The 20,582-nt window shown below is 57.8% G+C and carries 21 protein-coding genes and 1 riboswitch; of the genes, 13 read left to right on the plus strand and 8 right to left on the minus strand.

Annotated elements, in window-relative coordinates; all coding sequences use genetic code 11:
• Window positions 1–83: 83 nt before the first annotated feature.
• Both cas3f and cas1f read right to left on the minus strand, forming a co-directional pair.
• Window positions 84–3,428 carry a type I-F CRISPR-associated helicase Cas3f gene (gene cas3f, locus HALA3H3_RS06745; protein ID WP_022520843.1) on the minus strand — a complete coding sequence of 1,115 codons (3,345 nt, stop codon included), beginning with the start codon at window positions 3,426–3,428 and terminating at the stop codon, window positions 84–86.
• A complete protein-coding gene (gene cas1f, locus HALA3H3_RS06750) occupies window positions 3,425–4,429 on the minus strand; it encodes a type I-F CRISPR-associated endonuclease Cas1f (RefSeq protein WP_022520844.1) in 1,005 nt (334 codons plus the stop codon). Before cas1f ends, cas3f begins: the two co-directional genes overlap by 4 nt.
• A 128-nt stretch (window positions 4,430–4,557) precedes the next feature.
• On the opposite strand from cas1f, the gene HALA3H3_RS06755 reads away from it, so the two are divergent.
• From HALA3H3_RS06755 to HALA3H3_RS06770, 5 genes are all read left to right on the plus strand, one after another.
• Window positions 4,558–5,229, plus strand: a complete 672-nt coding sequence (locus tag HALA3H3_RS06755; RefSeq protein ID WP_022520845.1) for a hypothetical protein — start codon at window positions 4,558–4,560, stop codon at window positions 5,227–5,229.
• A 155-nt stretch (window positions 5,230–5,384) separates the two neighbouring features.
• Window positions 5,385–5,534 (plus strand): hypothetical protein, encoded by a 150-nt coding sequence (locus tag HALA3H3_RS27095; RefSeq protein ID WP_022520846.1) that lies wholly within the window; start codon window positions 5,385–5,387, stop codon window positions 5,532–5,534.
• A complete protein-coding gene (locus tag HALA3H3_RS06760) occupies window positions 5,531–6,256 on the plus strand; it encodes a metal ABC transporter ATP-binding protein (RefSeq protein ID WP_022520847.1) in 726 nt (241 codons plus the stop codon). The genes HALA3H3_RS27095 and HALA3H3_RS06760 overlap by 4 nt, the downstream gene beginning before the upstream one ends.
• On the plus strand, window positions 6,240–7,130 hold the full coding sequence (locus tag HALA3H3_RS06765; RefSeq protein WP_022520848.1) for a metal ABC transporter permease: 891 nt from the start codon (window positions 6,240–6,242) through the stop codon (window positions 7,128–7,130). Before HALA3H3_RS06760 ends, HALA3H3_RS06765 begins: the two co-directional genes overlap by 17 nt.
• A gap of 35 nt (window positions 7,131–7,165) precedes the next feature.
• A complete protein-coding gene (locus HALA3H3_RS06770; protein WP_022520849.1) occupies window positions 7,166–8,218 on the plus strand; it encodes a metal ABC transporter solute-binding protein, Zn/Mn family in 1,053 nt (350 codons plus the stop codon).
• 23 nt (window positions 8,219–8,241) lie between these two features.
• Here the strand turns inward: HALA3H3_RS06770 and HALA3H3_RS06775 are convergent, their stop codons facing one another.
• Window positions 8,242–9,114 carry a LysR family transcriptional regulator gene (locus HALA3H3_RS06775; protein WP_269318634.1) on the minus strand — a complete coding sequence of 291 codons (873 nt, stop codon included), beginning with the start codon at window positions 9,112–9,114 and terminating at the stop codon, window positions 8,242–8,244.
• A 152-nt stretch (window positions 9,115–9,266) separates the two neighbouring features.
• Between HALA3H3_RS06775 and ampC the strand changes: the two genes are divergently transcribed.
• Both ampC and HALA3H3_RS06785 read left to right on the plus strand, forming a co-directional pair.
• Entirely contained in the window at window positions 9,267–10,439 is a 1,173-nt protein-coding gene (ampC, locus tag HALA3H3_RS06780) for a class C beta-lactamase (RefSeq protein ID WP_022520851.1), read from the plus strand.
• Window positions 10,440–10,630: 191 nt separating this feature from the next.
• Window positions 10,631–11,296 carry a cupin domain-containing protein gene (locus tag HALA3H3_RS06785; RefSeq protein WP_022520852.1) on the plus strand — a complete coding sequence of 222 codons (666 nt, stop codon included), beginning with the start codon at window positions 10,631–10,633 and terminating at the stop codon, window positions 11,294–11,296.
• On the opposite strand, the gene HALA3H3_RS06790 is transcribed toward HALA3H3_RS06785, so the two are convergent.
• Complete coding sequence (locus tag HALA3H3_RS06790; protein WP_022520853.1) at window positions 11,293–11,661, minus strand: DUF6164 family protein; 369 nt, start codon at window positions 11,659–11,661, stop codon at window positions 11,293–11,295. The genes HALA3H3_RS06785 and HALA3H3_RS06790 overlap by 4 nt on opposite strands.
• A 9-nt stretch (window positions 11,662–11,670) precedes the next feature.
• On the minus strand, window positions 11,671–12,207 hold the full coding sequence (gene gloA / locus HALA3H3_RS06795; RefSeq protein ID WP_009288132.1) for a lactoylglutathione lyase: 537 nt from the start codon (window positions 12,205–12,207) through the stop codon (window positions 11,671–11,673).
• 244 nt (window positions 12,208–12,451) lie between these two features.
• Between gloA and HALA3H3_RS06800 the strand changes: the two genes are divergently transcribed.
• The 6 genes from HALA3H3_RS06800 to HALA3H3_RS06825 all read left to right on the plus strand — a co-directional run bounded on the left by HALA3H3_RS06800 (window position 12,452) and on the right by HALA3H3_RS06825 (window position 16,654).
• Window positions 12,452–12,796, plus strand: a complete 345-nt coding sequence (locus HALA3H3_RS06800) for a hypothetical protein (RefSeq protein WP_022520854.1) — start codon at window positions 12,452–12,454, stop codon at window positions 12,794–12,796.
• Window positions 12,797–12,850: 54 nt separating this feature from the next.
• A riboswitch (TPP riboswitch) is annotated at window positions 12,851–12,949 on the plus strand.
• Window positions 12,950–12,972: 23 nt separating this feature from the next.
• Complete coding sequence (gene thiM, locus HALA3H3_RS06805) at window positions 12,973–13,782, plus strand: hydroxyethylthiazole kinase (RefSeq protein WP_022520855.1); 810 nt, start codon at window positions 12,973–12,975, stop codon at window positions 13,780–13,782.
• A complete protein-coding gene (gene thiE / locus HALA3H3_RS06810) occupies window positions 13,772–14,404 on the plus strand; it encodes a thiamine phosphate synthase (protein WP_022520856.1) in 633 nt (210 codons plus the stop codon). Before thiM ends, thiE begins: the two co-directional genes overlap by 11 nt.
• Entirely contained in the window at window positions 14,401–15,321 is a 921-nt protein-coding gene (locus HALA3H3_RS06815) for a LysR family transcriptional regulator (protein WP_022520857.1), read from the plus strand. Before thiE ends, HALA3H3_RS06815 begins: the two co-directional genes overlap by 4 nt.
• A gap of 78 nt (window positions 15,322–15,399) precedes the next feature.
• Window positions 15,400–15,837 (plus strand): DoxX family protein, encoded by a 438-nt coding sequence (locus HALA3H3_RS06820; protein ID WP_022520858.1) that lies wholly within the window; start codon window positions 15,400–15,402, stop codon window positions 15,835–15,837.
• Between the two features lie 79 nt (window positions 15,838–15,916).
• The gene (locus tag HALA3H3_RS06825) at window positions 15,917–16,654 is read left to right on the plus strand and encodes a DODA-type extradiol aromatic ring-opening family dioxygenase (RefSeq protein WP_022520859.1); all 738 of its coding nucleotides are present in this window, start codon (window positions 15,917–15,919) and stop codon (window positions 16,652–16,654) included.
• Here HALA3H3_RS06825 and trhP read toward each other — a convergent pair.
• The 3 genes from trhP to HALA3H3_RS06840 all read right to left on the minus strand — a co-directional run bounded on the left by trhP (window position 16,647) and on the right by HALA3H3_RS06840 (window position 20,477).
• Window positions 16,647–18,038, minus strand: a complete 1,392-nt coding sequence (trhP, locus tag HALA3H3_RS06830) for a prephenate-dependent tRNA uridine(34) hydroxylase TrhP (protein ID WP_022520860.1) — start codon at window positions 18,036–18,038, stop codon at window positions 16,647–16,649. The two genes, HALA3H3_RS06825 and trhP, sit on opposite strands and share 8 nt — an antisense overlap.
• 140 nt (window positions 18,039–18,178) lie before the next feature.
• The gene (locus HALA3H3_RS06835) at window positions 18,179–19,054 is read right to left on the minus strand and encodes a DMT family transporter (protein WP_022520861.1); all 876 of its coding nucleotides are present in this window, start codon (window positions 19,052–19,054) and stop codon (window positions 18,179–18,181) included.
• A gap of 91 nt (window positions 19,055–19,145) precedes the next feature.
• Complete coding sequence (locus HALA3H3_RS06840) at window positions 19,146–20,477, minus strand: D-alanyl-D-alanine carboxypeptidase family protein (RefSeq protein WP_053856922.1); 1,332 nt, start codon at window positions 20,475–20,477, stop codon at window positions 19,146–19,148.
• Between the last annotated feature and the right edge of the window lie 105 nt (window positions 20,478–20,582).

Raw genomic sequence — 20,582 nt, forward strand, 5'->3', positions numbered from 1 at the left:
CGCCCAGGCAGCTTAGAAAAGTTTCTTCATTAGAGTAATGTGCGCTGCCGCCCAGGCAGCGGGCCGGTGTCTATCACCGGCCTTCATTTGCTCCGCCAAAATCCCAACACCGGGTGATACCCCCACCGCTGGTTTCTAGCCGAGGCGGTTACCGTGCCGAAGGTACGCGCGGCGCGATCAAGGGAGATATCCAGGTCTTCCGCTAAGTCAGCCAGCGCCGTTAGGTAATCACTTGCACCCCAGGGTTGAATCCGCTCACCCTGCTCTTTTGCTAGGTTTACCCGCACCAGCAGGCTTTCTTCCACCGGAACGTAGAGCTTTTCGCCTCGCCTTGCGCCATCGTCTACGCGATGTAGCGTCCAGGTTTCGCCGCCCTCGTCCGGCAACAGCGCTAGCGTTATCTCGGGTTCGAGCTGCTTGCGAAATGGGTCACGCTGAATCAATACACCGGTTAAATGCAGTTGCGGCATCCCATGCCAGCTATAGGCTCCCAAGGGCGGTGGCTTGGGGGTTTTACCGATTCGTAGCTCTTTTTTGGTTAACGGCTCGGCGGGCTGCTCAATCATCAATTGGTGCAGCCGCTCGTGCTCCAGGTCTACCAGGCTATCTTTGGCGTGGAGCGTTTCTCGCGCCAGCACGCGGGGGCGTGCATCGATCACCTGATACTCATCTGGCGTAAGAAGTGTGTTAAGTGAGTGGCTATTAAGACGCCAGGCCATCTTCGTTTCGAAGCCTGGCTTATGAAAAGCGGGTTCATCCCCGCGCTCCAGGTGCTTTAGGTTGGTCTCAAGGAGCAGAATATTCGCCACCTCGCAGGCCTGCTCACGGTGACGGCGCACCCGGCCCGCTAACTGAATAATCGAACGCATGGAGGACGGTTCAACAATCGCCCAATCATAATCGTGGTCGCGACCCACTTCCGTTACCGGCGAGCCAAGCACAATAAACAGGTGGTCGTTCTCTTCGCTGCTATCCATCAGGCGGCGGATATCCGGCTGCTGGAATACGCGATCTGGCTCAGCCCGTTGCAGTGTTTTATCTAACCGGCGTTCAATTTCTGAGCGCATGACCAAGGGGTGGCGGGAGTGGTAGACGCACAGATGTAGCCGTACACCTTCAGAGGCGCCCTGCTGAAAAAGTGCTCTGGCTACGTCCACCAAGGGGTCGATATTGGCCATACGAATAAGGCCAAAGCTGACGCGTTTGCCTGTACACGGATCAAGCGTGTGGTGCTGCTCATGGAGTGTTTGCGCATGAGTGCGCAGCAGGGTCGCTATCGCGGGCCTGATCTCTTCGGGGCGTTTTCCCAGCGATGGTAACGTTAAAATATCCGCCCGGCGGCGTACTGGACTTTTGGCTAGGCGCTCTAACCGACGCTTGGCAAAGGCGTTGTGAGCCGCCTGAAAAGTTTCACTACTGGCGCAGTTGTGATGCTGCCGGTCGTGCTCGTCGAACCAAGCGCAGCAAATATCGGTCGCTAATCCCGGCTCGCCGCGGTGGCGTTGGAAGGCTTCACGACCGCTACGATAGGCTTCATACAACCCCTCCACCAGCGCAGGAGGCAAGGTGGCCGATGAAAGCAGTACCCGTGAACCTAGCAGCCCAGCCCAATTGACGAGCCGGGTAAGCGCAGGCAGGTCGTTGATATCGAAATCGTCGACCTCATCCAGCACTAGGTCACTGCTCATTAGGCGCAGCATGGGCACGATTTGACGCCCGCCCCGGGTGCTCTCCGTGGCAGGCACAAGATGATCAACGGTACATACCAAAATGGGGGCGGCAATCAGCGCGCGGGTGCCCGGCTCATCGCTCAAACGACGCAGCACGGGGTGGCTATCAAAATTGCCGTCAAACACCACGTGGGCATCTTCTTCTATCAGCGCCTGATTGGATGCCGAGCCGCTAGCTTCGGCTTCCTGCTCGTAGTGCTCAAACAGGGCTTGATTCGCACTGCCACCTACCCGCACGGCGAGTTCATCTTCGCCTAGATGCAGACGGTCACGTAATGCTTGGCCAGTTTGCAGAGTTAGGGTGCGCAGCCCTAGGGCTATGCTAAAGCGCGCGCCCTGCTGGGGGTCGGCCAGCGCGTACATAATGCGGCCATTCGCTAAGGTTTTACCACAGCCGGTGGATGCCATATTGATGCCAAAAAAGCCCTGCCGTTGGCTACGTTCCCTAAGCGATTGGGCCAGATCAAAGGCTTTATCCTGCCAGCGAAACCGTGGGTGACTGCTGCGTTTACGGAAGCCTTTATGGCGCGCTAGACGTGGTAAGTGGCTGTCAACGCTGGGTAGCGCACGGGCGACCGCGGCGGCATGTTTTTCAACTCCCAGGATATGCTCATCCAATAGCTGATTGGGCTTGCCGGTTTTGCGCACGGTATTGGCAATCAGCGGGTAGTTGGGCTCGCCGCGCACGCGATGCTGGAGGTCTTCCAGGCTAGAGTAGTGGTGGTCAGCCAGCATTAAGCTAAGCCGGGCTAAGTGCATAACGTAGCGGCTTTCCAACCAGTGCTCGCCATTTTGCAGTCGCGCCTGTAACCGCGTGGCAAGCTTTTTAGCACGATCACGCCAACGTGGGGTGCTAACGGGCAATCCGGCCTTGAACTGCCAGTAGGGCGCGATGCGTTTAGAGTCTTGCGTTTCAGGAATCTCGTTCCACTCGGCATGAATGGAAGCAAACAATCCGCCCAGTTGTTCTGCCTGAAGTGGTGCGTTTCCTCTGCCCCAGCGCCTTTCATTTTCGCCAACTTTTTCCGGCGGTTTTAAAGGTAGCCGGTGGTGGCTAAGCACCAGCCAACCCAGCGCAGCCGCCAGCGGCGGTAATCGGCTGAACACTGCCGAGGTAGGAGCGTCTATTCCATCGCGCTCCAATCCACCTAACCAGTCCTGCGTTTGATAGTCGCCTTCCGCGAGGCGCGCCAACCAAGTAGCGTCATCGTCACTGCCTATAAACGCTTGGAACAAGCGCAGCGATATCCACTCATGACGGTATAAGTTGCGCCCTTCTACTTTGCCTTTTAGCCGCTGCTGAAAGGCGTCGCAGGCTTTGCCCAGGTCATGCAGTAGCGCAGCCAGCGCGGTGAGCAAAAGGATATCTTCACCATTGTGCCAATCGTTTTCATCACGACTGCGCAGAATATCGCGGGCAGTGATGTTGGTCGGCACTGCGCCCTGGATATTAAACCGCGAGGCATCCCCCACCACCCACACCAATTCGCTGTGGTCATGGCCACGAATCCAGTGGCAGGCAACGGCGGTGTTCTTACGCGCTTTCTTACGCAGCAATTTGCGCAGCGTATCCAACCCGGCCTGGGTGATCGGTGTTTGCCAAGTGCGATCGCCCCGGCGTTCGGCAAACTGGTCGAGTATGCGGCGCGTCTCTTTCAGGGCGTTCTTGTTGCACTGGGAAATCAACAGCACGTTCATGCTTCTCCACTCCCCAGCGCTTGGGCGACGTCTTTGAGGGTATCAATCATAAAATCGAGGGATTCGGTGCGGGTTAAGCGCTCGATGCAGGCTTGGCGAAACTCCTGCTCTTCATCACCACGCATGGCGGAAATAAACGCCTGAGGCAGAATCACCGCGTCTTTCACTAAGTCCGCCACATCAAAGACTAGGCCGCCCCGGCGGGTTTTACCGTGGAGCACCGCAAGCCCATGGGGTATTCCCAACACCCAAGTGGCGGTCGCCGCCAGACCATAGGCAAGATAGTTGCCGTGATCGAGAAAGCGGTTGGCAGGATCGGTGCCGGTACCGCGTTTGGCACGGGTGAAGTCGCCGTAGTCGACCGCATTAACCGCCAGCTTAAACAGCGTTTTGGTTAAACGCGCTTCCAGGGTCAGTAGGTCAACGGTGCTGGGGGCTTTGTTGATTGCTTCACGGTGGTGGTTCAGCGCGCTATGCAGGTGATCGGTGGAAATACTAAAACCAGCGTCTTTCATCACGCGGCTTGTCCACAGCGATTCAATACGCGCCAAACGCGCCTGCTGAAATGCACGGGCGGCATCCAGGCGTTTTACATCATCAAACCAGAAACGCACCCAATATTGCAGGTACTCTGTGGGCCGGTATTCGCTTTGCGGGGTCAGCCAGGCGACATCCACATCAACCTCATTGGCGGCAAATAACGGCGTACCGCCCCCACCACAAAACCCCACCAGCACCCCAGCTTTCGCCAATTCGCGCATAGCCGCTTGGGTAATCGAGGTGCCAGTACCCAACAGTATCGAGGTGGTGTTGGCAATGGGAATATTCCAGTATCGGGATTTACTGCCCTCATCGGTGACATACTCCACTCGGCCACCGTTCACCAACACCCGGCAATGCTGCAGGTAATAGAGGTTGGCACGCTTGGAATGAAGAATGGTTTTTAGGTCACTGGGCGAAAAGTCATCCATGCGGTGCTCCTGATTATCGTCTTCCCCCATCTAACCATCCTTCACCCCGCAGCACCATTGACCTTAATCATACTTCGCCACCCCTGAATCCCCCCACGTCTCATTTGTTTTGCGTGCTACGCTTAGCGCGACTGCTCCCCCTATATAGGCACTTCACCATGCATGCTTTTCGTCTTTTTGCCGCGCTGGTTACCACCTTGGTGATCACTCTGCCTGTCTCTTTACACGTCCAGGCTCAAACCGAGGGACAGTGGAGTGAGTACGATGATGTGTTTGAGGACGGCGCACGCCACGCTAATATTTGGCAGTGGGGTTGGACGGGCATTTACGCCACCAGCCTGGCGGTAAACGCTTACCAATCCAGCGAGGCGAGCGATCCGGATGACCGCTTTGATGCACGGGTGGGTGTGGTGAAATCAGCGCTGGCCTTGGGTGGTATGCTGACCGACCGCCAGCCGCACCCCGAGACACTGGCCGAATATGAGCGTTTGAAAGCCAGTGGCGATTTAAGCGGCGTACAGGCGCTAGGCTTGCAGCTCGCCCAGGCAGAGCGTGAGCGGCGCGGCTGGGGTGCCCGGGTGAGCTCACTCGTGGTGAATGGCGTGGCGGGTGCAGTGATTGCCGCCGATGGCAGAGAAAGTGATGGTGCTATCAACTTTGTTACCGGCATGCTGGTGAATGAGCTACAAATTTGGACACAGCCGAATCAGGCGTCTTCTGCGATTAATCGCTTCCAACCCGCCAATCTCTCGCTGGGGCCGATCACTATCCCCGGTGAATACGCGCTGCATGTAGCGCCGCAGCAGTTGGGTGCTACCTGGCGCTATTGATACACCCTACGGTTATTCCTTTAAAGCGCTGGCGACGGTTTTCCGCTAGCGCTTTATCGTTGCTAGCGCGGCGTGAACGAGTAAAATACTCAGCAATTTTTTGGCTTTGCCAAACGTTATGTTATAACCTATTTGAAATTATACGAGGCCGCTTGATGAGTGAGCATACGCACCGCCATAACAAGGAGGGCCCCTGTCACTTCTCCTTGATGTCGCTATCGGCTGTTAAACGGCTGCTGTTTGTTGCCGTGCCGCTATTGGCGTTGTGGGGCTTGGTGGTTTGGGCTAGCGGGTGGTTAGAATGAGTCAGCGCTCTTTATCACGCTTACAGCTGCACAACCTGCACTTGGCCCAGGCGCGCCGCACGGTGCTGGAACATATCGAGGGCGACTTTAAGCCGGGTGCGATTACCGCGCTGATCGGCGCTAACGGCGCCGGTAAAAGCACGCTGATTCAGGCCATTATGGGTGAACTTCGGCCTATTAGCGGCGAAGTGGTCTGCACCGTCGCGAAAGAGCGCCGGGCGTGGCTGCCACAGCAGTTGGCGCTGGATCTCACCTTCCCGATGAGTGTGGAAGAGTTAGTCATGACCGGCAGCTGGCCCAGCCACGGCGCGTTAACCGGCTATTGTGCAGGGCACTACCGTAAAGGCCGCGAGATTATGGCGCGGCTGGGTATTTCGCACTTGGCCCACCGCCCGCTGGGCGAACTTTCCGGTGGCCAGCGCCAGCGTGCACTGATCGGCCGTACGCTAATGCAGGAAGCCGAGCTACTGCTGCTTGATGAGCCGTTTGCCAACGTGGATAGCGAAACCGTGGATATTTTGATCCGCATCCTGCGTCAAATGGCGGACGACGGCGCGACGATCATTGTCGTGCTGCACGATATGGATCACCTGCGCCGCCTGGCCGATGAAGTGCTGATGCTAAACGGCGGCCATGGCCGTTGGGTGGCGCCCAGTGCGCTGACCCATCAACACGCACCCGCTCCGTTTACCATGGGAGGACGCCATGCTGGATCTGCTTAATGCGTGGTTTGTCAGCCCGTTCGATTACGGCTTTATGCGCCGCGCGGTAGTGGGTGGTTTGGCGCTTTCGTTGGCTGCACCGCCGCTGGGAGTGTTTTTGGTGCTGCGCGGCATGAGCCTGATTGGCGATGCCATGGCCCACGCGATTCTGCCCGGCGTCGCGCTGGGGTTCCTGCTGGCAGGTTTTTCGCTGCCGATTATGAGTATTGGCGGGGTGTTGTTTGGGTTAATGGTGGCGCTGCTGGCGGGGGCGGTCTCGAAAATGGGCGGCCAGCGCGAAGATGCCGCCATGGCGAGCTTTTTTATTATCTCGCTGGCCGCAGGCGTGATGCTGATTTCGCTGGGCGGTAGCAGCGTTGACCTTACCCATGTGCTGTTCGGCTCGATTCTGGCGATCAACTCCACCGCGCTGTTGCTAATCGCGGGCATCAGTACGCTGATTGTGCTGACCCTGGCAGTGGTGTTTCGCGCCCTGGTAGTGGAGTGTTTGGACCCGCTGTTTTTACGTGGCCAAAGCCGCCGCAGCGGTTGGGTACACAGCGTTTTCCTGGGCCTGCTGGTGCTGAACCTAACCGCCGGCTTTCAAACCCTGGGTACGCTAATGGCGGTGGGACTGATGATGCTGCCCGCCACCTCGGCGTGCTTTTGGAGCAAACGCCTGGAGGGCTTGATCGGCATCGCGATTGTGCTGGCCATGGTGGCGAGCACCGGCGGCCTGCTGCTCTCTTTTCATCTGGATATCCCCTCTGGCCCGAGCATTATTCTGCTGGCGGGGTTCGGTTATCTCTTTTCGGCCCTGTTTGGTCGCTACCACAGCTTGGCAGCCAAGCTGCGGCGTAAAACAACGCCGCTTGAAGTGGAGCAAGGGGCTTAATTATCAGTCTTCATGCTTATCGTAAGGAGTGTTGTATGTCGCTTGCCTATTTATCATCTCGGCCTTCGCGCTGGTTAGTCGGTGTTTCCGCGCTGCTGGCGCTGCCTGCTGCCATGGCTAATGAGCGCGTGCAGGTGGTGACCAGTTTCTCTATCCTGGCGGATATGGTGGAAAACGTAGGCGGCGAGCATGTCGAGGTGACCCCGCTGGTGGCTGCCGATGGCGATGCCCACGTTTACTCCCCCAGCCCCGGCGATGCACGCTCCCTGGCCAATGCCGATTTAGTCGTTTTCAACGGCCTGCTGTTTGAGGGCTGGATGGAGCGCCTGATTAGCGCCAGCGACTACAACGGGCCGATGGTCACCGCGACCGATGGTATTGAACCGCTCTCTTTCGCTGCACATGAAGAGCACGGCCATGATGATCATGACGAGCACGACCATGGGCACGACGACCATGACCACGAAGAGCATGCCGATGAGCACGCGGGGCATGACCATGGCAATCAAGATCCTCACGCCTGGCAGGATATGCACCAAGCCGAGGTGTATATCGCCAATATCCGCGATGGCTTAATCGCCGCCGACGCCGATAACGCCGATGCCTACCGCGCCAATGCGGAGCAGTATTTACAGGAAATGGCCGAGGTAGACGACGAGATTCGTGCGCTGATTGACGAGATCCCGGCCTCCACCAGCGTGATTACCGGCCACGACTCCTTTGGCTACTTCTCAAGCGCCTACGGGGTGACCTTCCTCTCTCCGGTAGGGCTTTCCACGGAAGCCGACCCCAGTGGCGCCAGCATGGCGGCGCTAGTGGATGTGATTGAGCAGGAGAACGTGAAGGCGCTGTTCCACGAGAACATGACCAACCAATCGATCATCACCCAGCTCGCCGAAGAGACCGGCCTGCCCATTGCGGGCACGCTCTACGCCGATGCGCTGGCAGCAGAGGGTGAAGCTAGCACTTATCTGGGTATGATGCGCCACAATGCCCATGTGCTGCACGACGCGTTGGCCCAGCCGGGTCATAACGACCACGACCACGACCACGACCACGACCACGATGATCATGGTCACAGCCACTAAGCAGTTAACGTCAATAGTGCTGCTCAGGCATTAATGGCCGTGAGCAGCCATTCCCGGAAGGACGCCATAGCGTGGGTTTCGGGGCGTGTCTGCAGGCGAGTCAGCCAGTAACCGCCTAGGCTAACAGCGGTGTCGAAAGGCTGTATCAGTGCGCCGCTGTTTAGTTGGCGGGGAAACATCAGCGGTGGCGCCAGCGCCACGCCTGCCCCTTGTAGGGCTGCTTCCACCATGGCGATGGAAGAATCAAACACAATGCTGTTGGTCATCGGAAAGCTGCGTGGTAGCCCTGCCGCCAATAGCCACTCTGTCCACTCATCAGCGCGATAAGAGCGCAGCCAGGTTTCCCCCAGCACATCGGCTGGGGTGTTAAGCCGCGCTGCGATATCAGGTATGCACATTACCGAGAGTGACGCCGGTAGTAGCGGCTGCGCCGCGGTGCCATGCCAGGCCCCTGTGCCAAAGCGGATCGCAAAATCCAGCCCCTCGCCGGCAATATCCGCGCGGTTGTTATGGGTGGAGAGCCGTAAATCGACGTAAGGGTACTGGCGCTGAAAGTCTCCCAGTCTCGGCAGCAACCAGCCGACGGCAAAAGTCCCCACCACGCCGACGTTTAATACCTCCCGATAGCTGCTCTCGCCCACCCGCTCCAGCGTGTGGGCTATCTGGTCGAATGAACTCTTCAATACCGGCAGCAGCAGCTCGCCCTCCTGGGTAAGCATTAGCCCCCTGGGCAAACGCTTGAACAGCGGCACCTTCAACAGCGTTTCGAGCAGCTTTACCTGGTGGCTTACCGCCGCCTGGGTCACATGAAGCTCTTCTGCCGCGCGAGTAAAGCTTAAATGCCTGGCCGACGCCTCAAACGCGCGCAGCGCCTTCAACGGCAAGTAGGGACGCACCAACTTGACCCCCAAATTTTTCTAATGGCTTATGCAAAATATCGCTGTTTGTGAATTGCCGCAGCGCGCCGTAAGTTAACCCCTGTCACAGGCTTTGCATCTGGAAATAACTCTCCGCCCTCTCTTGGTATTAATCACAACAGGATTTTGGTATGCGTAAGATGTTAGCAGCAAACTGCGGCCTTATCATGACAGGTTCGCTTCTACTCAACGGCTCTGCATGGGCTTCCGGCACGCCTGAAAGCGCCGATATTGAGGCCCTGGTGAACGATACTATCGCGCCTTTGATGGCCGAGCACCGTATTCCAGGCATGGCGATTGCGCTGAGCATTAACGGCCAGCAGCACTACTTTAATTATGGCCTCGCTAATCAAGAAGCGGGGATTCCGGTCACCGATGAGACGCTGTTCGAACTCGGCTCTGTCAGCAAGATTTTCACGGCTTCACTCGCTGGCTATGCCCAGGCTAGCGGCGCCCTCTCGCTTTCCGACCCGGCCAGCCGCTACCTGCCTGAACTGGAAGGCAGCGCCTTCGATGAGGTCACACTGCTGGAACTGGGCACTTACACCGCGGGCGAGCTGCCGCTGCAGTTCCCTGAGTCGGTTCAAAGCGAAGAGGCAATGATCGACTACTATCGCCAGTGGCAACCTGAATCCGCCCCTGGCAGCCATCGGCTCTACTCCAACCCGAGCCTGGGCCTGTTCGGTTATCTCGCCGCACAAAGCCTTGGTCAGCCCTTCGAGATGGCGATGGAGGAGGCGCTGTTTGCCCCGTTAGGGCTTGAGCATAGCTACTTTCAGGTGCCTGAAGCGCAGCAGGCGAACTATGCCTACGGTTACTCTAAAGAGGATGAACCCATTCGGGTGAACCCAGGCATGCTGGATGCCCAGGCCTACGGATTGAAATCGACTGCCGCAGACGTACTAACGCTGGTGGAAGCCAATATGAGTGGTGCTGAGCTTAATGAGCCACTAAGCCAAGCCTTGGCCGCTACGCGCACGGGGTACTTTGAGGTCGGCAATATGACCCAAGGACTGGGGTGGGAAAGCTATGCCTACCCGGTGGCACTCGATCAGTTACTGGCAGGCAACTCGCTTGAGATGATTTTGCAGCCCAACCCTGCCAACCGCTTAACCCCACCGCTAGCCCCCAGGCAGGAAGCGCTCTATAACAAAACCGGCGCTACCAACGGCTTTGGCGGCTATGTGGCTTTTGTACCCAGCGAGCAAATCGGCATTGTGCTGCTGGCTAACCGCAACTACCCCAATCAGGCGCGCATCGAAGCTGCACACCATATTCTTACCAAGCTGACTGAAGCGCCCTAAGCAAGCAGCCAGACAACCTGATGCCGCCTTCATGAACTGCACCCCAATCGTTGGATATTCATCCAATGGTTGGGGTGTTTTTTATGGCGATATAACGAAGATCAAACAACCGAAAGTTGCATTTTTTGCTGTCGATAAGGAGACTAGCACCCTCCCCCGTCACTTACCTTCACTGCGAAGAGCCCTTTCCCATGCGTCTAAACGCCGATTTTAGCCACTTTGCCTGTGTTACCCCGGAAGAGTATCAGTGGGTCGATTCCCCCAGCGCGGGGGTAGAGCGCATGATGTTTGACCGGATTGGTGATGAAGTTGCTCGCGCTACCAGCCTTGTGCGCTACGCCCCCAATACAAAGTTTGAGCGGCATACCCACGGCGGCGGCGAAGAGATTCTGGTATTGGAAGGCGTGTTCGCCGATGAGCATGGGCGCTACGCGGCGGGCAGCTACTTAAGAAACCCCATTGGCACCGGCCATACCCCGCAAATTGGCGAGGAAGGCGCGCTGATATTTGTCAAACTGCACCAGTTTGACCCCAACGACACGCTACAGTTGGCAGTGCCAGCGCATCGGCTGCCCTGGCAGCCTGATCGACGCCCGCGCATTGCCTATAAAATGCTGCACACCTACAAGCAGGAGCGCACCAGCCTGGAGCGCTGGTCGGCGGGCACCTCCATTACCTACCCCACGCTGCTGGGCGGGCTGGAGTTTTTGATTCTGGAAGGCACACTGAGCGATAGCGAGCAGAGTTACACGGCAGGCACCTGGTGCCGCTACCCCAGCGGTTCTGCTCCGGCACTTACCGCCGGTGATGATGGCGTCATGATGTACCTCAAACGCGGCCATCTGCCAGCCGCTTAGCTTCGCGACATACCCAGGAACGGCAGCAGCGTAAGGGCGGCAATAAGCCCCACTGCTAGCAGTACTAACACGACCTGCACCGGGTGAGCGGCCAAACGACGCCACAGCGTCTCCGCGTCACCCCGCTCAACCGCCGCCTGGTGCTCGCGTTGGGCGCGCTCAAGGCGCTCCGCCTGGTAGGCCTCTAACGCCGCGATGGCAGCGTCGTGCTGATGTGGATTGCGCAGCCAAATCGCGTCAACGCCCAGGCGGAAAAAGCCCGCCTGGGTTTCATAGGTATCAAAGCCATGGGCAGCGAGCAGGTCACGCACCTCCATGGCCTCTTCGTCGGTCACATGGCGCAGCCGGAACAGTAGTTCAGCCATTGGCGTGCCTCAAGAGTCGCTCTTCCCCACCATCAGGTCTGCCTGAATCACTTCGATCCAGTAGCCGTCCGGGTCTTTAACGAAGATAACATCTTTCATCTTGCCCTGATCGGAGCGTTTGACGAAGGTGACGTCATGCTCGTCGAACCACGCCTGGGCCGCTGCCAAATCCGGTACGTTGAAGCAGATATGCCCAAAGCCCTGGGGTTCGGCATTGCCATCGTGATAGGCGAAATCTTCCTGGTCTTCAGTCCCCCAGTTGTGGGTCAGCTCCAGCAGCCCTTTCTGGCTAAACGTCCAGGCGGTACGCGCTTGTGCATCGTCCGGAACGCTGTCGCTGGGTTCCAGGTTGGCCAGGAAGTAGAGCGAGAACTGCATCTCTTCGAAATCCAGCCGCCGCATCACCTGCATACCAAACACTTTTGAGTAGAACGCCAATGCCTGCTCAGGGTCTTTCACCCGCAGCATGGTGTGGTTTAAACGAAACCCTTGAGTTTGGGGCGGCGTAGCCACGACGCCGGGATGCTGCTCGCCTTGAAAACTCATTTTGCTCTCCTATCGCTGATGTTGATCATTGAATCCATTGAGCTTCACGTACCGCTTACCATGGGGGCTTTATGGCCATAATAACAGCCCTTACAAGCACGTAGGCAGTGTCGTATCGAGGTACCGATAAGCGCACTGGCAATACTAAACAAAAACCCTACACTTATTCTTCATAAGCTTTACAAAAAGCAGTTCCCGCAACATGAGTGATGCCCCACCTTTGAGGCGTCCACAGGAGTTTTCCATGAGTGCGATCGATATGACGCTGGGTGACCACCTGACGCTAAAACAGCTTTCCAATGCGCTTCACAACGGTTTTTCGCCGATTGTTGAAGTCGAGTCGATGGATGGAATCTACAAAGTGCGTTTTCACCATGCTAACGGCGTGTCTGAGCTGAGCGATAACAAGGGCCACGTCAGTACTTTTCTGGGCACGGGCGAAATCCGCGATACCCTGGGCCAACTGGGCTTGACCCACGGCGTGCTAACCTTCGCCGACCAGTGTGGTGACGAGATGATTGGGGTCGAGGGTAAAGCGATGACACCTGATGAAATGCTTACCTACGGTACGCGTATTTCGTTTCGTTAGATTGCTATCGTCCGCATCCGGGGCTTTACAGGGCTACTTCAGGCAAGGATAGTAATCCCTCGACAGGGGCGCCCTCCGTTACGGTTGGGCTGAGAAGCACCCTTTGAACCTGAACCGGATAACACCGGCGTAGGGAGTCGTGGTAACGCTTACCACCTCCCTGCCGGGAGGATGCTATGACCCTACGCCCGCTTGGCGATTACCTTGAGATGCTACGCTCAGTGACACCGCTGGTTCACTGTATGACCAACTATGTGGCCATGAACAGCACTGCCAACCTGCTGTTAGCCACCGGCGCGTCGCCCGCCATGCTGCATGCGCCTGAAGAAGTGGCTGAATTCACGGCTATCTCCGCGGGGCTGTCGATTAATATCGGTACGATCTCTGCCCACTGGGCTGACGCTATGCTCACCGCCACAGCGACTGCCGATCAGCATGCCATTCCCTGGGTATTAGATCCCGTCGCCGTTGGCGCCACGCGCTATCGCCAAACGCTGTGCGCGAAGCTGCTGGCCGCTAAACCCAGCGTGATTCGTGGCAATGCGTCTGAAATTCTTGCCCTTAACGGTTTAGCTAGCCAAGGCCGCGGCGTGGACGCCACAGCCGCCACCGACCAAGCCGTGGACGCTGCAATAGCATTAGCGCAAAAACACGGCTGTATTGTCGCGATGACCGGTGAAAGCGACTGGGTGACGGACGGCACACAGCACTACCGCATTAACGGTGGCCATCCTTTGATGCCCCGCGTAACAACGCTTGGCTGTGGGCTGAGCGCGCTAGTGGCGGGATTTGTGGCTGCCAACCGCGACGCCCCACTGGGTGCAACGGCAGCCGCGCTGGCCTGCTTTGCGGTCACAGGAGAGCGTGCGGGCAGCCACGCCAACGGGCCTGGTAGCTTTCAAGTGGCACTGCTGGATGCGCTGTATCAACTCACCCCTGACGACCTCACTACTTATGCCCAACTGGAGGCAATCCATGCCGCTTGATCTATCGCTCTACTTGGTCACCGATGCCACGCTCTGCCGAGAGCATGGTTTGGAACAAACGGTTGAGGCAGCGGTAAAAGGCGGAGTCACCACCGTGCAGTTGCGTGACAAGCATGCCAGCGATGAACAGATGATTGCCCAAGCCAAACGGTTAAAAGCGCTTCTGGCAGGCACCGGAGTCCCGCTGATCATTAACGATCGTTTGCAGGTGGCACTAGAAAGCCAGGCAGATGGCCTGCATGTCGGTCAGAGCGACGCTGCCGTTCAGCAAGCGCGCCGGGTACTAGGTGAGCAAGCGATTATCGGCCTGTCGATCAATACTATCGCCCAGCTGCAAGTCTCTCCGTTTGAGCTACTCGATTATGTCGGGATTGGCCCCGTGTTTGCCACCGAGAGCAAACAAGATCACGCCCAGCCCATCGGCTTTGGCGGTTTAGCGGCGCTGGTCAAGGCGTGCCCACTGCCCAGCGTGGCCATTGGTGGGCTGAAAGCGAATCATGCGATTAGCGTACAGCGCGCGGGAGCGAACGGTTTAGCGGTGATATCGGCCATTTGTGGCCAGCCCGACCCTTACCAGGCAGCGCGCGCTTTTCAGATTTTCCAAGCCGATTCGGCGTCATGAATCAGTTAGAGCATATCGTCGCTTTTGTGCGGGTAGCCGAGTTGGGTAGCTATACCCGCGCTGCTGAAGCGCTGGATATTTCCCGCACTCGCGTATCCCGCCAAGTCATGGCACTGGAAGAGACATTGGGCGCGCGACTGATACAACGCACCACGCGACGACTACATCTCACTGAGGCCGGAGAACGCTATCTAGTCCGCGCCCAAGGGATACTGCAAGCGCTCGATGAGGCCGCCGCCGAGGTGGGCCAAGGTACCAGCGATGTGCGTGGGCGGCTGCGCGTTAATGGGCCGATGAGTTTTGGCACCCGCTACCTGGCGCCACTCGTCGCCCAGTTTATGCATACCCACCCGGCGCTGGAAGTGCGCCTGGATTTGAACGACCGCCGTGTCGACCTGCTTGAAGAGGGTTACGACGTAGCGATCCGTATCGGCAGCCTGCCCGACTCCAGCCTGGTGGCGCGCCGCCTGACCCGTTGCCGCCTACTGTTTTGCGCATCGCCTGAATATCTTGCCAACCACGGTGAACCCGACAGCGTTCAAGCCCTTGCCAAGCACCACTGCCTACGCTACCGCAGCGGCCAACAGAGCGCTGACTGGAAGATTGCCACGCAGTCATTGACGGTCAATGGCCCACTGGAAAGCAATAACGGCGATGTACTCACCCACGCCGCGGAAGCTGGCCTGGGCATCGCTCAGCAGCCCAGCTTTCTGGTCACAGAGAGTATCGCCAGCGGGCGTTTAGTGCCCATCTTGACCAATGAGCCAGCGGTACGGCTCGATGTTCATGCCCTCTACCCCGCCCGGCGCTACCTGCCCGCCAAGGTGGAGCGCTTCATCGACCTGCTCACCGAGGCGTGGGGCGATCCGCCAGTTTGGGAACAGAGCATTGGATTGTCGCCCATTACGCAACAGTGATGTGCAAAATACGCTGATTATCTCGATCTTATCCGGCTGTAAAGTAGCGTCATCAACCACTCGATGGAAGCTACTACGATGACAACGCATACTCACTCTGCCCCCTCTCTACAGCCCTCTGTACAGCACTCTTTACAACCCCAGGCCATCTCGCTACTGCGCGTCGCACTGGGTGTGATGGCCCTTGCTCACGGTTTGCTCAAGGTGTTTGTATTTACCCTACCGGGCACCGTCGGCTATTTTGAATCACTGGGTTTACCAGGGTTTCTGGCCTACCTGACCATTGCCGCGGAAGTGGGCGGTGGAGCCGCCCTGATTCTGGGTGTTTACACCCGCTGGGTGAGCCTGGCACTGGTGCCGGTACTGCTCGGCGCTGCTTGGGTGCATCTTGGCAACGGCTGGATGTTCTCAAATACCGGCGGCGGTTGGGAATTCCCGGTGTTCTGGACGCTGGCGTTAATCGTGCAAGCGGGCCTGGGCAGCGGCCGCTGGGTGTTAAGCAACCGATTCGCCTAACACCTAAAACTATCGCCTAACCCTATTGCCAGCGCTTGCTTACCGCCAGCGTTGGCCATGCTGCTGAGGAGACTCACTCATGTTACCTAGCCTGTTTATTTCCCATGGTTCGCCCATGCTGGCCCTCAATAAAACCCCGGCTCATGCCTTTCTACGCGAACTGGGTAGGCAGCTTGCGCCCAAGGCGGTGGTAGTGGTCTCAGCGCACTGGGAGAGCCTGGCGCTCAAGGTCAGCATCAGCGCCAAGCCAGAAACCATTCACGACTTTGGCGGCTTCCCACAGGCGCTTTTCGAGTGCCAGTATCCTGCCCCGGGTGAGCCGGAACTGGCTGAACGGCTGGCCGTGTTACTGGGCGCCGAGCGGGTAGAGCGCGGCCTGGATCACGGCGCCTGGGTGCCCCTTTCACTGATGTTTCCTGACGCCAATGTGCCGGTTGTCTCGCTGTCGCTTCCGGTGCGCTGGAGCAATGCGGAGCTGGCCACGCTGGGCGAGCGCCTGTCGGCTCTGCGGGAAGAGGGGATTTTGGTGATCGGCTCGGGCAGCCTGACCCATAACCTGTATGAAATCATGCCCCAGGAGAGCCCTGTGCCCGCCTGGGTAGATGAATTTGCCACTTGGGTAAGCGAGCGCCTTATCGCCAATGATCGTGAAGCGCTGCTTAGCTGGGAGCGCGCACCCTATGCGCAGGAGAACCACCCGACCCCTGAACACTTTCAGCCATTGCTGGTGGCCATGGGGGCAGGAGGCGACGCAAAACAGCTGCACCACAGCGTAGAGCACGGTGTGCTTGCGATGGACGTTTATGCGTTTAGCTGATCGCTACCCCTAACGATTCAGGTTGTGCTGCTCTGGAAGGCTTGAGATCACGCATTAACAGCGCAAACTCAAGCTGTTCAGGGGTAATGCTGACCTTGGGAACGGGGATTCGCACGCGATGCCCAGAACCAGGTGCTGCGCTCTGCGCTTCACCTCGCAAGTTCTCGATATGCTCAAGCACGAAGCGGTGATTACCACCTGGCAGCATCAGCTCCATGCCATCCCCCACTTCAAAGCGATTTTTAACCTCGACTTCCAACCTGCCACGAGCCGGATCGAAACCCAACACTTCACCGACGAACTGTTGGTGAACGCCGATCGAGTTCCCCTGCTCATAGCTTTGGAACTCACCGTGCACATGGCGTTGATAGAAACCTTCGGTGTACCCTCTATTCGCCAGGTTCTCAAGTTCATCCATTAGCCGTTTGTTAAAGGGGCGCCCAGCGACGGCGTCATCAATGGCTTGGCGATAAACTTGCGCTGTACGCGCGACGTAGTAATGGGACTTGGTGCGTCCTTCAATCTTTAGTGACGCCACACCCATTTGCGTCAGTCGAGCCACGTGCTGCACCGCGCGCAGATCCTTGGAGTTCATGATGTAGGTGCCGTGTTCATCTTCATGCACAGGCATCAGCTTGCCAGGGCGGGAAACGTCTTCAATCAGCGCCGAAAGCTCGTCTGGGCTGCCGGCCGCAGCGCTACCACTTCCTTGGGCGGCTATTAAGTCGCCCGTGTCATCGTGGGTTGCCGCTATGGTGTTGTATTTCCAGCGACACGCGTTGGTGCAGGTGCCTTGATTAGGGTCGCGATGATTGAAATAACCCGACAGCAGGCAACGCCCTGAATAGGCGATACACAGTGCGCCGTGAACAAAGGTTTCGATCTCTAAGCCTGGGCACTGTTCGCGTATTTCGCCGATCTCTTCCAGTGATAGCTCCCTAGACAAAATGATGCGGCTGATACCCTGCCGCTGCCAGAATTGGGCGGCAGCCCAGTTGACGACGTTCGATTGCACTGAGAGGTGGATAGGTTGATCCGGCCAGCGGTCACGAACCATCATAATCAAACCGGGATCCGACATAATCAGCGCATCGGGCCCTGCCTCGATCACCGGCGCCATATCCTGAAGGTAGGTTTTCAGTTTGCTGTTGTGAGGGGCAATGTTGGAGGCAACGTAAAACTGCTTGCCTCGGGCATGGGTATACTCGATACCACGATGTAAGTTATCAATTTTAAAATCGTTGTTGCGCACCCTGAGAGAATAGCGTGGCTGCCCTGCGTAGACCGCATCGGCCCCATAGGCAAAGGCGTAACGCATGTTCTTGAAGGTGCCCGCAGGGGAAAGGAGCTCGGGAGCTTGCTTCAGTCGTTCGGGGGCTTGCATAGACAGTCACCGTGATCAGGACGATGGCTCGCAGCGGACTGCGATGAAAGGCCAGGATTATAACCAGCCCAAATCCGCCGTTTTGGCAAGCTCACCGCTTCCGTGACCTAGATCAAAAAGTGGCGGTAGAGTGACGTCAGTTAAGCGGTAGGACGACGTTTAAGGGTTGTCCTACGGTCGTGATACGCCACCGCTAACCCGCTGCCCATTATCAAGGCGCTGCCTACCCAGACCCAGAGATCCGGCATTTCACCCCAGAACCACCAGCCCAGCAGTACCGCCCAGAGCATAGCGGTGTAATCAAACGGCGCGGCGATGGCCGCAGGAGCAAACCGAAAGGCCAAGGTGATGAAAGCGGTGGCCGCAACGCCCAATATTCCGGAGGCGAAAAAGCCTACCCAGTGCCACGGCTGGGGTGTCTGCCACACCCATGGCAGCGTTAGCGCGGTCACCACCAGCGGCACACAGGTCATGTAAAACAGCATTGCCCAGAGGTGTTCGCGGGCGCCGTAGCGCCGGGCGGTAATCATCATCAGCGCATAGAATAGCGCCGCCCCCACCAATACCAGCGCGCCCATCTGAAACGCATCGCCGTTGGGCCGCACCACGATCAGCACCCCCGCAAACCCCACCAAGGATGCGATCAGCACCGGTGGATCAATGCGCTCACCCAACAATGGCACCGAAAGCAGGGTCACAAACAGCGGCGCCACAAAGGCAATCGCCGTGGCCTCCGCCAGGGGGAGCAGCGTTAGCCCCCATACGAAACAGACCATGGTGGCGGTATAAATCAATCCGCGCAGCAAATGGACGCCCGGCCGTTTCGTACGCAGCTTGCGTAACCCACCGGCAAAATGGGCAAGCAGCGCAATCAGCGGTAGCGATATCAAGGCACGGAAGAAAATAATCTGCAGTGGCGAGTGCACTTCACCTAACCACTTGGAAACAGCGTCGCCTAGGGCGAGGAAAAGAACGCCCAAACACATGCAGAGTATGCCTTTCAGCGAGGTTGTCACCGCGATCTCCCTGTTCACTGGTCAATACAAAGTGCCAAAAAAGAAAAACCCCGCCAATTAACCATTGGCGGGGTGATGACGGCCCACCCCCTTACAAGCTGGCGTTAACGACCATACAGTCCATACCTTGGGAGTGCAGCTCACGGCACGCTTGGCGAGCGCGCTGCTCGTCCAATGCCATTAGCCGGGCGCGATAAACCGGGTTTTGGCCCTCTACCGTGTCTACAGCAATGCGTCCGCCTAAAGTCTGTGCAATCCGCTGAGCCGCCTGCTGCGCCAATTGCCGTGCCTGGGCTTCACGACTGAAAGCACCCACTTGCACCCCCCAGCCGCCGCCCGTTTCATTGACAGAGGCCATCTTGCGTTCACGCTCAATGAACGCTTGAAGTGGGTCGGGCTGTGGATCTTCGCTTGCCGGCGTTGGGCGCTGAATGGTGACGATATCGGCTAGCTGTTCTTCAAGATCGACAACCGGCGTTGAGGGGGTAGAGTTACTCGATGGTGACAATGTTGACGTTTCGACCACCGCCAGCAGGGGTTGGCGTGGCGCTGGCTGCTGTGGTGCCACCGGCTGAGCAGGGGGTGCAAAGGCCATAAATTCCCGCGAGAAGCTGGTGTCACCCATCCAGCTTTGCTGGTCGCGTAGCGACGCACGCAAGAAGCTACGATCCAGCAGATTGGCCATATGGGTATCCCGGGACTGGGATGAAAAACCACCCATGACGACGCCCACCAGCCGCCGATCACCGCGCACTGCGGTAGTGGCCACGTTAAAGCCAGAGGCGCGAATGAACCCCGTTTTTAGGCCATCGGCACCTGGGTAGTCACGCACCAATCGATTGTGGCTGGTGTGCCGGGTGCCGCGGTAGGTAAACTCTTGCAGGCCGAAGTAGTGGTAGTACTGGGGGAAGTCCTGCATCACGCGTACCGAAAGCGTGAGCATATCCCGCGCGGTGGTGATTTGGCCGTCATCCGGCAAGCCAGAGGCATTGCGAAAGGTGGTGGCATGCATGCCCAGCTCGCGTGCCTTGGTGGTCATCATTTGGGCAAAGTGGGCTTCGCTGCCGCCCAGGGCTTCGGCAACCACTGCGGCAACATCATTGGCAGAGCGAACCGCGAGTGCGCGAATAGCGGTATCCACCGGAATTGAGCTGCCCGCCGCCAGCCACAGTTTGACAGCAGGCTTGGCGGCAGCGTAATGGGAAACCGGCAAGGGTTGGTCCAAGCGCAGCGTACCCTCTTCTAACGCTTCAAAGGTTAGATAGAGCGTCATCATTTTGGTAAGCGACGCAGGATAGCGCTGATCGTCAATATTCTCGGCGTAAAGCACTTCGCCATTGTCCAGATCAACGACAATACCCGCATAGCGCGGGTTGTCGGCATGCGCAGTAGTGACCATCGCAAGTATGAGCAGCATTAGCATACTCAAAAACCCTATCGCCGACGCTCCCCCGGCAGCGCTTTTTATCCTCGCATACATACCTGCCCCTTGCTTGTTATCAATGCGCTAGTTCGAATCGCTGTTTAA

Source organism: Halomonas sp. A3H3 (genome assembly GCF_000982975.1).
GTDB classification, from domain to species: Bacteria; Pseudomonadota; Gammaproteobacteria; order Pseudomonadales; family Halomonadaceae; genus Vreelandella; species Vreelandella titanicae.

Excerpts from the sequence above, each read along its gene's own strand:
- trhP (WP_022520860.1), bottom strand. The coding sequence starts at position 18,038 with ATGCAAGCCCCCGAACGACTGAAGCAAGCTCCCGAGCTCCTTTCCCCT.
- cas3f (WP_022520843.1), bottom strand. The coding sequence starts at position 3,428 with ATGAACGTGCTGTTGATTTCCCAGTGCAACAAGAACGCCCTGAAAGAG.
- HALA3H3_RS06765 (WP_022520848.1), top strand. The coding sequence starts at position 6,240 with ATGCTGGATCTGCTTAATGCGTGGTTTGTCAGCCCGTTCGATTACGGC.
- HALA3H3_RS27095 (WP_022520846.1), top strand. The coding sequence starts at position 5,385 with ATGAGTGAGCATACGCACCGCCATAACAAGGAGGGCCCCTGTCACTTC.
- HALA3H3_RS06820 (WP_022520858.1), top strand. The coding sequence starts at position 15,400 with ATGACAACGCATACTCACTCTGCCCCCTCTCTACAGCCCTCTGTACAG.
- ampC (WP_022520851.1), top strand. The coding sequence starts at position 9,267 with ATGCGTAAGATGTTAGCAGCAAACTGCGGCCTTATCATGACAGGTTCG.
- thiE (WP_022520856.1), top strand. The coding sequence starts at position 13,772 with ATGCCGCTTGATCTATCGCTCTACTTGGTCACCGATGCCACGCTCTGC.
- cas1f (WP_022520844.1), bottom strand. The coding sequence starts at position 4,429 with ATGGGGGAAGACGATAATCAGGAGCACCGCATGGATGACTTTTCGCCC.
- HALA3H3_RS06790 (WP_022520853.1), bottom strand. The coding sequence starts at position 11,661 with ATGGCTGAACTACTGTTCCGGCTGCGCCATGTGACCGACGAAGAGGCC.
- HALA3H3_RS06785 (WP_022520852.1), top strand. The coding sequence starts at position 10,631 with ATGCGTCTAAACGCCGATTTTAGCCACTTTGCCTGTGTTACCCCGGAA.
- HALA3H3_RS06800 (WP_022520854.1), top strand. The coding sequence starts at position 12,452 with ATGAGTGCGATCGATATGACGCTGGGTGACCACCTGACGCTAAAACAG.
- HALA3H3_RS06815 (WP_022520857.1), top strand. The coding sequence starts at position 14,401 with ATGAATCAGTTAGAGCATATCGTCGCTTTTGTGCGGGTAGCCGAGTTG.
- thiM (WP_022520855.1), top strand. The coding sequence starts at position 12,973 with ATGACCCTACGCCCGCTTGGCGATTACCTTGAGATGCTACGCTCAGTG.
- HALA3H3_RS06840 (WP_053856922.1), bottom strand. The coding sequence starts at position 20,477 with ATGCTAATGCTGCTCATACTTGCGATGGTCACTACTGCGCATGCCGAC.
- HALA3H3_RS06770 (WP_022520849.1), top strand. The coding sequence starts at position 7,166 with ATGTCGCTTGCCTATTTATCATCTCGGCCTTCGCGCTGGTTAGTCGGT.
- HALA3H3_RS06755 (WP_022520845.1), top strand. The coding sequence starts at position 4,558 with ATGCATGCTTTTCGTCTTTTTGCCGCGCTGGTTACCACCTTGGTGATC.
- gloA (WP_009288132.1), bottom strand. The coding sequence starts at position 12,207 with ATGAGTTTTCAAGGCGAGCAGCATCCCGGCGTCGTGGCTACGCCGCCC.
- HALA3H3_RS06760 (WP_022520847.1), top strand. The coding sequence starts at position 5,531 with ATGAGTCAGCGCTCTTTATCACGCTTACAGCTGCACAACCTGCACTTG.
- HALA3H3_RS06825 (WP_022520859.1), top strand. The coding sequence starts at position 15,917 with ATGTTACCTAGCCTGTTTATTTCCCATGGTTCGCCCATGCTGGCCCTC.